Genomic DNA, 12,121 nt, shown 5'->3' with positions numbered 1-12,121 from the left:
TCATCATCATGGGCAAAATAGGCGAACACTCGCCAGTGTCCGCATTCGATTTCAGCGCAGTGATAATCAGTCCGGCCAGTGATGGTCGGAAGTCTGATTATCAGATGATTAGGTTTTCCTGCATCGACGCCTCAGCTATGGGTATGAATTATTCATTAAGGAAATGATAACACCCACATTTATTATGGGAATTGCGCAGGTAAGAAAATGTGACTTTCGCCCGCTTACTGCGTGAAGCTGATCGCAACAGACCCGGCGCTGCGCTCAGCCTTGCCATGGTACACCGCCTCAATATTATTCCCCTGTGGATCCAGCACAAAAGCGGCATAGTAACCAGGATGATAGTGTCGTTCGCCAGGCGCGCCGTTATCACGTCCGCCATGGGTCAGCGCCGCATGGTAAAAAGCGTCCACCATGTCACGATCTCTGGCCTGGAATGCCAGGTGGTGGCGCCCAGTCAGTTTCCCGGCAGCCTCCGGGCTGTGGCGTGAGGCCACCACCAGTTCGTCGGCCAGCAAGTATTCATTGGCGGTGGTGATAACCGGGATCTCCAGCGCCGACAGTACGGCGGTATAAAAGTTTTTGCTTGCCTCAAAGTCTTCGACAACCAGCAGAATATGATCGATCAATCTGCCACGATGTAAGGTATTACTTTCCATGGGATTTCCTCTCGGCTGGGGGGCCGGCAATGGTTAACAGCAGTGAGCCAGCAAGAACAGGATACCCTCCGGTGAGGGCCATAAAAAAGGGCTGGCGCCAGGCCAGCCCGTGAGGACTACCGTGCGGACTCCGTCGCCTCGTCCATGTCATCTTCCTGCTCACTGGCAAGCAGGGTTTTCTCGTTTTTGCACAGACACTGAATCAACAGGAACAGTACGCCGCTGGCCACCAGGGTGACGATCAAGCCATCGTAACCAGTGATGCCGATCAGCATGCCGCTGACTACCGGCCCGGCAACGCTGCCGGCGGACCAGAAAAAGCCGAACAGGGCGTTAATCATAATCAGCTTCTGCCCATTGAAGGTTTTCCCCGCCCGCACCAGCGACAGGGTATAAAGTGCGCCCGCCGCGGCGCCCAGCAGCAGACAAATGGCCATCAGCTGAATGCGCGAGCCGAGCATCAGCGGCAGGGCCAGCAGCGACAGGCTGAAAACCACCGCGCAGCTCAGATGCACGCGGCGAATCCCGACCCGGTCGGCCAGCCAGCCGAGCGGGGTCTGGAACATCGCATCTCCGGTAAGCACCACGGTGACCAGCAGCACCGCCAGCCCTTCATTCAGCCCTTTGTCCATGCCGTACAGCGGCAGCAGGGCGAGGATGCTGGCGTCAAAGAAGGCGAAGCAGAAGACCCCGGAGGCCAGTACCGGCAGAAAGGCGCCGAGGCTGCGCCAGCTGGCGCGCTCCCCGAGGCTTTCACGAGTGCCGGTGGGCAGATGGCGCAGCATCAGCAGGCAGACGGCGGTGACCGCGACAATCGCTATCAGCGCTGAGGTCTGCCAGGCTGGGCCGACGGAGATCAGCAGCGGCCCGGCCAGCTGGCAGCCGGTAAAGGCCGAGGCGTAGAGACCGGTGAGGGTAGCGCGCTGGCTGCCCGCCGCGCCGCCGGTGATCCAGCTTTCGCCGAGTACGATAATGACCCCGGAGGCCAGGCCGGTCAGCAGGCGCGGCAGCAAAAGCAGCGTCATATCGGTAGTCATGCATGAGGCGATGGTCGTCAGCGCCAGCAGGATCAGACTGCCGCTCAGCAGCACGCCCATTTCAACGCGCCGGCACAGCGCAGGAGAGAGGAAAGAGGAGATCATCATGCCGGCGGGCGGCAGGGCGGCCAGCAGGCCGACGTACAGCGGCGCGATCTGCTGCTGCGCCAGCTCAAGACTGATTAACGGCACCGTATAGCCGGTGATAAATCCCACAAGCGACGCGGCCATGATCATCGCCAGCGTGGGGGCAAGACGATTCTGGTCTGGGTTAAACATTTTATTTCCGATGACGGAGAGGTCAGTAGTGGATCCTTCGGCAAATTGCCGTCCTGAGTTGCATAATAATTAATCGACTGGCCGTTGTCACCGTTGAAATCACTACCAAAAAAGGGCCGCAGGGCGGCAGGGGGGCTGTACGCCGCGCCGCCGCCGCATTTCATGACGTTGTCAGCGTGGTAACGACAGGATATAACGGAGGGAGCGGTAGCGCCCCGACGCCGGTGAGCGACGGGGAAAACGCGACGCATGACCGATTATTCAGCATTACGCTATGCAGGAAAGGAGTAATACATGGCCGTATCGCCGTCACTGATCGCCGAAGCCGTTGGCTGGCGACGTGAATTTCACGCCGCGCCTGAGCTCGGATATCAGGAGCAGGAGACCTCGCGCCGCGTTGCGGAGCTGCTGGCCTCGTTTGGGCTGCAGGTGCATCGCGGGCTGGCCGGCACCGGCGTCGTGGCGACGCTGGAGAACGGCCCCGGGCCGGTTATCGGCCTGCGCGCCGATATGGACGCCCTGCCGATCACCGAGCTGGGGAGCGTCAGCTACCGTTCACGCCGCGCCGGGGTGATGCACGCCTGCGGCCACGATGGCCATACCGCGATGCTGCTGGCGGCCGCCGCCCATCTGGCGCAGACCCGCCATTTCAGCGGCACCGTCCACTTTGTCTTTCAGCCGGCGGAAGAGAACCTCGGCGGCGCGCGCAAAATGGTGGAGGAGGGGTTGTTTGAGCGCTTCCCGATGGACGCCATCTACGCGCTGCATAACTGGCCGGGGATCCCTCTTGGCGAAGTGGCGCTCAGCGATGGCGCGATGATGGCCTCACTGGACGCCTTCGAGATAACCCTGCGCGGAAAGAGCTGTCATGCGGCGATGCCGGAGAGCGGGGCCGATCCGATCGTCGCGGCGGCGCAGCTGATAATGGCGCTGCAGACCATTCCTTCCCGCCGCTTGTCGCCGCAGGATTCCGCGGTGGTCAGCATCACCCAGATAAACGGCGGCGAGGCGATCAACGTCCTGCCGGACACCGTGGTGCTGCGCGGTACCTTCCGCTGCCTGAGCAATCGCGTTCGCGCCCGCGTGCGGGAGCTCATCGAAAGCTATGTGGCGACCCAGCCGCAGGTGTCCGATGTGCAGGGCGAGATTAGCTGGTTCCCTGGTTATCCGGTGACCAAAAACCATGCGCTGCAGGCGCAGCAGGTGCGCGAGGTGGCCGTCGCCACTCTCGGCGCGCAAGCGGTGCGCTGGAATCAGGCGCCGTCGATGGCCTCCGAAGATTTTGCCTGCATGCTGGAGGCCTGTCCGGGGGCCTATTTCTGGATAGGCACCGACGGCGAAACCCCGTCGAAGCCGCTGCATAACGCAAGCTATGACTTTAACGATGCGCTGATCGGCCCCGGCGTCGCCATGTGGGTGGGGCTGGTGGAGAAACAGCTGCCGGCGGCGTAACCCACCGGCAGCGGCAGAGGGAGCGCGCTGCGCTCCCTGAGGTCAGACGTCGGCAGCGGCTTTCAGTCGCGCTTTCATGTCGCTGTAGGCCGTCCAGGCATAGCGCTCCGCCCATTGCTGGTCGGCAATCGCTTCCACTTTCACCGCACAGTATTTGGTTTCCGGCGTTTTGGAGATCGGATCGAGGTTATCCTGGGTCAGCTCATTGCAGGCGCCCACCCACCACTGATAGGTCATATAGACCGCCCCCGGATTGATGCGATCGCTGAGGTCGGCGCGGGAGATCACCTTCCCGCGCCGGGAGCTGACCCACACCAGCTGTTTGTCGGCGATCCCCATTCGTTGCGCATCCGCGGGATTCATCTGCACCCGTCCCGGCTCGTCGGCCAGCGACTGCAGCGCGGCGCAGTTGCCGGTCATCGAGCGGCAGGAATAATGCCCGACTTCCCGCACGGTGCAGAGCACCAGAGGCCACTCGTCATCCGGGCGCTCCGCCGGCGCGCGCCAGGCGGTGGCGAACAGCTGCCCTTTACCCGAGGGGGTGTCGAAGCGGTTGTCTTTATACAGCCACGGCGTGCCGGGATGATCGAGGGTCGGGCACGGCCACTGGACATGGCCCATATCGCCCATTTTCTCCCAGGTCACGCCGTAGAACAGCGGGCAGAGCTCGCGCATCTCGTCCCAGATCTGCTGGTTGTTCTCATAGTGCATCGGATAGCCCAATTCGCTGGCCAGCAGGCTGATGATCTCCCAGTCGCGCTTCACATTCCCCGCCGGAGGGATCGCCTGTTCAAACCGCTGGAACCCGCGGTCGGCGCAGGTGAAGACGCCGCCGTGCTCGCCCCAGGAGGTGGCCGGCAGCAGGACATCGGCCATTTCCGCTGTTTTGGTCATGAAGATGTCCTGCACGACCACGAAGTCCAGCGCCTCGATGCCTTTGCGCACCAGGCCGAGGTCGGCTTCGGTCTGCAGCGGATCTTCGCCCATGATATAATAGGCTTTGATCTCGCCGGTCAGCGCTTTATGCGGCACCTCGGTGATGCGGGTGCCGACCTGGTCGTCCATCAGCGCCGGGTCGATGCCCCAGGCGGCGGCGAATTTCGCCCGCACGGCGGGGTCGATGACCTCCTGATAGCCGGGAAACAGGTTCGGCAGCACGCCCATATCGCAGGCGCCCTGTACGTTGTTTTGCCCGCGGACCGGCCCCACGCCGACGTTGGGCCGTCCCAGGTTGCCGGTGAGCAGCGCCAGGCTTGCCAGGCCGCGCACCACGTCCACCGCCTGGCCAAACTGGGTGACCCCCATGCCCCACATAATGGTGGCGGATGGGGCGGCGGCGAACATGCGCATCGCCTCCCGGATTTCCCGCGCGCTGACCCCGACAATCCCTTCCACCGCTTCCGGGGCGTAATCCTTCACCGCCTCGCGGTAAGCATCCAGCCCTTCGGTATAGCGTTCGACATAGGTTTTGTTGTACAGCTCCTCCTCCAGCAGCACATAGCCGAAGGCATTTACCAGCGCCATGTTGCTGCCGTTGTTGAGCTGCAGATGACGATCGGCAATGCGCGCGGTTTCAATGCGCCGCGGATCGCAGACGATGATTTTGGCGCCGTTGTCCCGGGCCTTGATTACCCGGCGGGCGACGATGGGATGGGAGTCGGCGCAGTTGTAGCCAAAGACCAGCAGGCACTTCGAGTTTTCGATGTCGCTAATCGAGTTGCTCATCGCCCCGTTGCCCAGCGCCTGCTGTAGCCCGGCGACGGAGGGGCCGTGGCAGACGCGGGCGCAGCAGTCGACGTTATTGGTGTTCAGCACCGCGCGGGCGAACTTTTGCATCACATAGTTGGTTTCGTTGCCGGTGCCGCGCGAGGAGCCGGTGGTCATGATGGCGCGCGGGCCATGCTTCTCTTTGATCTCCCTGAGCTTGCTGGCGGTATAGCGAATCGCCTCCTGCCAGCTGACCGGCGTGAAGGCGCCGCCTTTCTGGTAGCGGATCATCGGTTGTTTAAGACGGGGCGTCAGGAGCTGCGTATCGTTAAGAAAATCCCAGCCGTAGTAGCCTTTCAGGCACAGCTGGTTCTGGTTGGTGACGCCGTCGGCGGCCTCCGCGCGAATGATTTTATTGTTGTCGACAACCAGTTTAAGTTTGCAACCCGCCCCGCAGTAGGGGCACACGCTCGTGATTTTTTTCATCAGTAACAGACCTGTTAACAGTGAACTGAGGATCGCTGTCGCGCCGGGCCCGACGGGCAACGATCGCGGTATCGCCTGGTGGTGATGCAGACGCAGGCCTGTTGCGCTATGCAGGTCTTGTGCCAGAATTTAAGCTCTTGATCTGTATTGAAAAATGAAAAGAGATTGATGACGGGAGCATGACCTCGTCACTAATGACGATGACGCAGAGCGCCGACGTCAGACGCTCTGCGGGAGTAAAACGCGGCTAGGCGAGAGGGCGGCAGCGGTCGAAGTGCGATTCGCTCAGGCCGACGTCGCGCGCGGCGGCGCAGATAGCCTGCCAGCTGCCGGCATCCAGCGGGATCCCCTGCGCCAGCCGCGCTTCGCGGTTGGCGGCCTCCCATTCGCCGGGCGCCAGCACCGGGGCATCGGCATCGTGCGGCGACTGCTTACACCATGCGATAAAGGCCTCCGTCTGCGCCTGGCTGTCCGGGGCATCGAACGCGTCCGGGCGCAGGATCACCGTGGTCATGCAGTTAAAGATGGCGTCGACGCTGGTCTGCAGGCTCTCCTGATGGGTGGTTTGCCCGCCGGAGAGCGCGCCGCCGAGCACTTCGCACAGCGTCGCCAGGGCATAGCCTTTGTGCTGGGCGAAGGTGAGCAGGGCGCCCAGCGGCGAGGTCTGCATCACCGCCGGGTCGGTAGTGGGTCGACCCTCGGCGTCAATCAGGCAGCCGGGGGCCACGGCTTCGCCTTTATGCCAGGCGACGCGGGTTTTACCAAAGGCGATGGCGCTGGTGGCGTAGTCCAGCAGCAGCGGCGGATGGCCCGCGCGGGGAAACACCACGCACAGCGGGTTGGTGCCGAAGCGGCTGTCCTTCCCGCGGAACGGGGCGACCATCGGGTCGCCGATGACGCTGACGAAGTGAATGGAGATCATCCCGGCGGCGGCGCACTGTTCGGCCCAGTAGCCGATGCGTCCGACGTGATGCGCATTGCGCAGGGCGATAGCCGCCATACCATGCTGCTTCGCCTTTTCAATGCCTAACTGCATCACTTCGTGGGCGACCACCTGGCCGAAGCCGGCGTTGCCGTCGAGGGTGACCACGGCGCCGGCGTCTTTGGTCACCGTGGCGTGGCGGTTGAGCTGCAGAAAACCACCGGCGTGGGATTTGACGTAGCTGGGGATCATCCCGACGCCGTGGGAGTCATGCCCGGCAAGATTGGCGGCGATCAGATGGTCCGCGACGAGGGTGGCTTCCCCTGGGGTACTGCCGAGATGGGTAAACAGTGAGACGACAAACTGATGCAGATCCGTCGCCAGAAAGCGGTGTCCTGTAGGCACTGATTCTCTCCTGTAGTCTGTTGTTATTTTGTTATGTTTGCCGTTTTATGCTGCGCCGCCCGGCGCAGAAGGTCAAGGGCGGCGTCTCCCGGCGACAGGCCGCTGCGCCAGCGCCTGCGCATACGACAGACGATAAAAAACCGGGCCGGGATCGCGTTTTAATTAACGCCATAAACACCACATTTTTAAATTCTGCCAGTGTCACAAAAGCCAGAAAAAAGCCATCCCCGTCGTTGCAAGGGGAGCTGATACCACTATATGTTAAATTTGTGTTTATTAATTGATGATTAAAGGTTGGTATCATGTATAAGAAAATAAGTGGTTTAGTGGTTTCACTGACGGCCGTTTTCGCCTGTGCCGCCTGGGCGGAGGTGCCTGCGGGCTATCCCGCAGATTATCAAAAAACGATTGATGCCGCCGTAAAAGAGGGCAAGGTGGTGGTCTATTCCACGACCGATACCAAAGCGGCCGGGCCGTTAATTAAGGGATTTGAAGCGCAATACCCGGGCGTCAAAGTCGAATATAACGACATGAACAGTACCGAGCTGTATAACCGCTATATCAGCGAACAGGCCGCCGGGGGCGGCAGCGGGGATGTGGTGTGGAGCTCATCGATGGATACCGCGCTGAAATTAGCCACCGAATACGCGGAACAATATGCCTCGCCGGAGGTGAAGCAATTACCCGACTGGGCGGTCTGGCAGCAAAAAGCCTATGGCACTACCTATGAGCCGGTGGTGTTTATCTATAACAAACGGCTGATCCCGCAGAATGAGGTACCGGATTCGCATACCGCGCTGGCAAAACTTATCGCCAGCCAGGCCGATAAATTTAAAGGCAAAGTCACCACCTACGATATCGAAAAATCGGGCCTCGGCTTTATGCTGGCGGTACAGGACAGCCAGGCCGACGCGAACTATTTTGCCGACCTGGCGAATATCGCCAAAGGCGGCCTGACGGTGCAGTCTTCCACCGGCACAATGATGGAGCGCGTCTCCTCCGGCGAAAACCTGATCGGCTATAACATTCTTGGCTCTTATGCCGAAGCGCGGGCGAAAAACGATCCCTCTTTAGGTATTGCCTATCCGAAAGATTACGTGCTGGTGCTCTCCCGCGTCTCGTTTATTAGCCAGGAGAGCGAACATCCCAATGCGGCGAAATTGTGGCTGGATTATGTCCTGTCGGAAAAAGGCCAGCAGATCCTCGCCAGCCAGGCGGATATTCCCTCTATTCGTCGCGATATTGCAGGTAAAAATGATATCGACGGCATGACCGCGCTGCTGGGCAAAGCGTTAAAACCGATCCCGGTCAACGAAACTCTGCTGGATTATTTACAGCCGCAAAAACGTCTGCAGTTTATTAAACAATGGCGCAGCGCCGCCGCGAAATAATCCTCCCCTGGGGCATCGCCGATGCCCCTATTCACACCCGGCGGGTTTATTCACCTGACCGAAGGGATGAACCATGAACGTATTACGCAGAAAGTGGCAGGGGCTGCCGCGCGGCGTGGTGGTGTGCATCACGGCGCTGGTGATTTATGTCCCGCTGTTATTTATTGTGGTGCAGAGTTTTCTTTCGGCACCGTTCTTTTCCCGCTCCAAATCGTGGAGTCTGGAAGCCTTCGCCTTTATTTTTACCGACCCGGATTTTTATCTGGCATTAAGGTCAGGTTTTATTCTGGCCTTTGGCCTGGTGATTATCGCCATTCCGCTGGGCGGTATTTTGGCGTTTCTGATGGTGCGCACCGATTTACCCGGCCGGCGGATCATTGAGCCGCTGATCCTGGTGCCGATCTTCGTCTCGCCGATGGTGCTGGGCTTTGGCTACGTGGTGGCCGCCGGGCCGGTAGGCTTCTTTTCCCAGTGGGCGCAGCAGCTGATCGGCTTTGTGCCGTGGAATATCTACTCGATGTTCAGCATTGTGGTCATCGCCGGCTTAACTCACGTTCCGCATGCCTATCTTTATATCTCTTCGGCGCTGCGCAGCGTCGGTTCCGACGTGGAAGAGGCGGCGCGCACCGTCGGCGCTACCCCGCTGCAGGTGATGACCTCGGTGAGTCTGCCGATGGTGCGGCCATCCATCCTTTACGCCTGCGTGCTGCTCTTCTTCCTCGGTCTGGAGGTTTTCGGTCTGATGCTGGTGCTGGGCGACCCCGAGGGCAACATGGTGCTGGCGACCTATCTTTATAAGCTGACCAACAAGCTCGGCACCCCATCCTACCATCTGATGGCGGCGGTGGCGGTGGTGCTGATCTGCATTACCATCCCGCTGGTGATGCTCCAGCGGCGACTGATGCGCACCGCCAACCGCTTTGTCACCATGAAGGGCAAGGCGTCCCAGGCGCGGGCGCTGCCGCTGGGCAAATGGCGCTGGGTGGCCGGGGCGGTGGTAGTGGCCTGGCTGACGGTGACCATCGGCGTGCCGCTGCTCGGCGTGGCGCTGCGCGCCTTTATCTCCAACTGGGGCGTCGGGGTGTCGCTGTGGGATGAGCTGTCGCTGGCGACGTTCCACAATATCTGGCAGCAGCCCAACCTGCTGCGGGCGATCGTCAACTCGATGGCTATCGGCATCGTCGGCGGCGCGCTGGCGGTGATCTGCTATCTGTTTGTCGGCATCGCCATGCACCGCAAAGCGGACAACGTCACCCGCTTTCTCGACTACAGCGTGCTGGTCCCGCGTGCGGTGCCGGGGCTGCTGGCCGGTCTGGCCTTCCTGTGGGTGTTCCTGTTTGTGCCGATGTGGCTCGATCAGTCGCTGAAGCACGGCTGGCTCTCGGCGCTGCCGGTGGCCGACTGGCTGCGCGAACACCTTATCGTGCAGCTGCGCGCCCTGCGCAACACTATCTTCAGCGTCTGGCTGGCCTACACCGTGGTATGGATGGCTTACGGCCTGCGGCTCATCTCTTCGACGCTGCTGCAGGTGGGCCCGGAGCTGGAGGAGGCGGCGCGTAGCACCGGCGCTTCCCGGGGGCAGATCACCCGCCACGTGACCGTCCCGCTGTCGCGCTATGGGCTGATTGGCTCCTGGCTGCTGATGTTCCTTATCTTTGAGCGTGAGTATTCCACCGGCGTCTATCTGCTGTCGCCGGGTACCGAAACCATCGGCTCGATGCTGGTGTCGCTGTGGGTGGCGGGGGCCATCGATATCGTCGCGGCGCTCTCCTTTATCAATATTCTGCTGGTGGTGATTGGCCTGGGTATCGCCCTGCGCTTTGGAGTGAAATTACATGATTGAGTTATCGGTAGAAAATCTGCGTCTCACCTATGGCGACAACCCGGTGTTGAAGGGGGTGTCCATGACGCTTGGCCGGGGAGAGGTGGTGTCGTTGCTGGGGCCTTCGGGAAGCGGGAAAACCACGCTGCTGCGGGCGGTGGCCGGGCTGGAAAAACCGACGAGCGGACGGATCGCCATCGGCAACCGCACGGTGTACGACGGCACGCCGCGCAGCGAGATCCCGGCCGAAGAGCGTAACCTCGGCCTGGTCTTCCAGTCCTATGCCCTGTGGCCGCACAAAACGGTGTTCGACAATGTGGCCTATCCGCTGAAGCTGCGTAAAGTGGCTGCGGGGGAGATAAAAGAGCGGGTGCAGCGTGTGCTGGATCAGCTGGGGCTGGGGCACCTTGGCAACCGCCATCCGCACCAGCTCTCCGGTGGCCAGCAGCAGCGGGTGGCCATCGGCCGGGCGCTGGTTTACAACCCGCCGGTGATCCTGCTGGATGAACCGCTCTCCAACCTTGACGCCAAGCTGCGCGAAGAGGCGCGGGTGTTTTTGCGCGAGCTGATCATTAAGCTGGGCCTGTCGGCGCTAATGGTCACCCACGATCAGAATGAAGCAATGGCCATCTCCGATCGTATTCTGCTGCTGAACAATGGCGTCATTGAGCAACAGGGGACCCCGCAGGAGATGTACGGCAGCCCGGCGACGCTGTTCGCCGCTGAGTTTATGGGCAGCAATAACCGCCTGCACGGCAAAGTAATGGCGCTGGAGAACGGCAGGGCACGGATCGAAGGCGCCAGCTGGAGCCTGTGGGGGCGAGCGGGCGAGGGGGTTAGCGTTGGCGAGCCGGCGACGGCGGTGATCCGCGTCGAGCGCCTGCGACTTGACGGCGCAGCGCAGGATAACAGCCTCCAGCTACCGCTGCTGACCAGCATGTACCTCGGCGACCGCTGGGAGTACCTGTTCCGTACCGAAGGCGACGACTTTCCGCTGCGCGCCTACGGAACGGCGCTGCGCGATGCCGAACACTGCCATCTGACGCTCCCGGCGGAGGATGTGTGGATTTTTCCGCAGCGGTAGCCGCCCGTTACCCCGCCAGATGGCACACGGCTTCAATATTGTGCCCGTCTGGCGCAATCACAAACGCGGCGTAGTAACTGGCGTGGTAGTTTGGCCGTAGCCCCGGCGCGCCGTTGTCCTTTCCTCCGGCGGCCAGCGCCGCCTGCCAGAAGGCATCGACCTGCTCGCGGCTGTCGGCGCGAAAGGCAATGTGCAGCGGCGCCGGTTTTTCCGCACTTTGATAGAGGCATAGAGAAGCATCGCCGCTGCCGGCCAGCTCTGCGCCGTAGCTCGGTTCGCCTTCGCCAACCAGCGTTACGCCAAGCGGGGCCAGGGCCTGCAAAAAGAACGCTTTGCTGGCGGCATAGTCGCTAACGCCGAATTTCACATGATCGAACATATCTTCTCTTCTCCTGTGGATGGGATATCGCCAGCTGAAGGCGCTAGCCGGACAATAGATACAAGATAGTTAACAACGGTTATTAACTTTTTTAACAGCTCAAAATGTTTAATTATTCCTAATACGAGTATTTACAGACGTTTAATCTGCCATGTACCATAAACAAAAAATAACATTTGTGATACAAGTCACTCTTTTTTGGCGCATGGGTAAGCTCAGCGCGGTGTGAATGCCGCTGGTTTACCGCCTCAAGGTTATGGCAGCACTCTTCTCACGATGACAGACCGGTGAATTTCTCTCCGATTTCCCGCGTTTCGTTGAGAATCGTCTACTATCCAAACGATAACCCTATAAATGATATCGCCTCTGGCGATGTTTTATCCGACTTGCCGGGCCGGGCCAGACGCTAAGCGGTTTAAAAGCGCAATGGTATCGGTTCCAGCACGACATTCACTGGTTTTGTCAGCGACAAAAACAGTAATTTTCAATGACAGGAAT

Annotated in this window: 9 protein-coding genes; 4 read left to right on the top strand and 5 right to left on the bottom strand. The window is 60.6% G+C overall.

Going from position 1 to position 12,121, the window contains the following annotated elements; translation table 11 throughout:
- Positions 1–224: 224 nt before the first annotated feature.
- Positions 225–659, bottom strand: a complete 435-nt coding sequence (locus KHQ23_RS07995; protein WP_004175720.1) for a VOC family protein — start codon at positions 657–659, stop codon at positions 225–227.
- A 116-nt stretch (positions 660–775) separates the two neighbouring features.
- Complete coding sequence (locus tag KHQ23_RS07990) at positions 776–1,975, bottom strand: MFS transporter (protein ID WP_032434689.1); 1,200 nt, start codon at positions 1,973–1,975, stop codon at positions 776–778.
- Between the two features lie 294 nt (positions 1,976–2,269).
- Between KHQ23_RS07990 and KHQ23_RS07985 the strand changes: the two genes are divergently transcribed.
- Positions 2,270–3,427, top strand: a complete 1,158-nt coding sequence (locus tag KHQ23_RS07985; protein ID WP_004180310.1) for a M20 aminoacylase family protein — start codon at positions 2,270–2,272, stop codon at positions 3,425–3,427.
- A gap of 42 nt (positions 3,428–3,469) precedes the next feature.
- Here KHQ23_RS07985 and fdhF read toward each other — a convergent pair whose 3' ends face one another.
- Entirely contained in the window at positions 3,470–5,620 is a 2,151-nt protein-coding gene (fdhF, locus tag KHQ23_RS07975; protein WP_032434688.1) for a formate dehydrogenase subunit alpha, read from the bottom strand.
- Positions 5,621–5,867: 247 nt separating this feature from the next.
- Positions 5,868–6,947, bottom strand: a complete 1,080-nt coding sequence (locus tag KHQ23_RS07970) for a malate/lactate/ureidoglycolate dehydrogenase (protein WP_073553354.1) — start codon at positions 6,945–6,947, stop codon at positions 5,868–5,870.
- 302 nt (positions 6,948–7,249) lie between these two features.
- On the opposite strand from KHQ23_RS07970, the gene KHQ23_RS07965 reads away from it, so the two are divergent.
- From KHQ23_RS07965 to KHQ23_RS07955, 3 genes are all read left to right on the top strand, one after another.
- The gene (locus KHQ23_RS07965) at positions 7,250–8,338 is read left to right on the top strand and encodes an ABC transporter substrate-binding protein (protein ID WP_004148645.1); all 1,089 of its coding nucleotides are present in this window, start codon (positions 7,250–7,252) and stop codon (positions 8,336–8,338) included.
- A 73-nt stretch (positions 8,339–8,411) separates the two neighbouring features.
- Complete coding sequence (locus KHQ23_RS07960) at positions 8,412–10,181, top strand: iron ABC transporter permease (RefSeq protein ID WP_211776863.1); 1,770 nt, start codon at positions 8,412–8,414, stop codon at positions 10,179–10,181.
- Positions 10,174–11,244, top strand: coding sequence for an ABC transporter ATP-binding protein (locus tag KHQ23_RS07955; protein ID WP_020804512.1), 1,071 nt, complete (start codon positions 10,174–10,176; stop codon positions 11,242–11,244). The genes KHQ23_RS07960 and KHQ23_RS07955 overlap by 8 nt, the downstream gene beginning before the upstream one ends.
- Positions 11,245–11,251: 7 nt before the next feature.
- Here the strand turns inward: KHQ23_RS07955 and KHQ23_RS07950 are convergent, their stop codons facing one another.
- A complete protein-coding gene (locus tag KHQ23_RS07950; RefSeq protein WP_002908289.1) occupies positions 11,252–11,623 on the bottom strand; it encodes a VOC family protein in 372 nt (123 codons plus the stop codon).
- Between the last annotated feature and the right edge of the window lie 498 nt (positions 11,624–12,121).

The organism is Klebsiella sp. 64 (assembly GCF_018223915.1).
Taxonomy (GTDB): domain Bacteria; phylum Pseudomonadota; class Gammaproteobacteria; order Enterobacterales; family Enterobacteriaceae; genus Klebsiella; species Klebsiella pneumoniae.
Note: the sequence above shows the minus strand (reverse complement) of the source record. Positions and strands in the feature narration are given on the sequence as shown.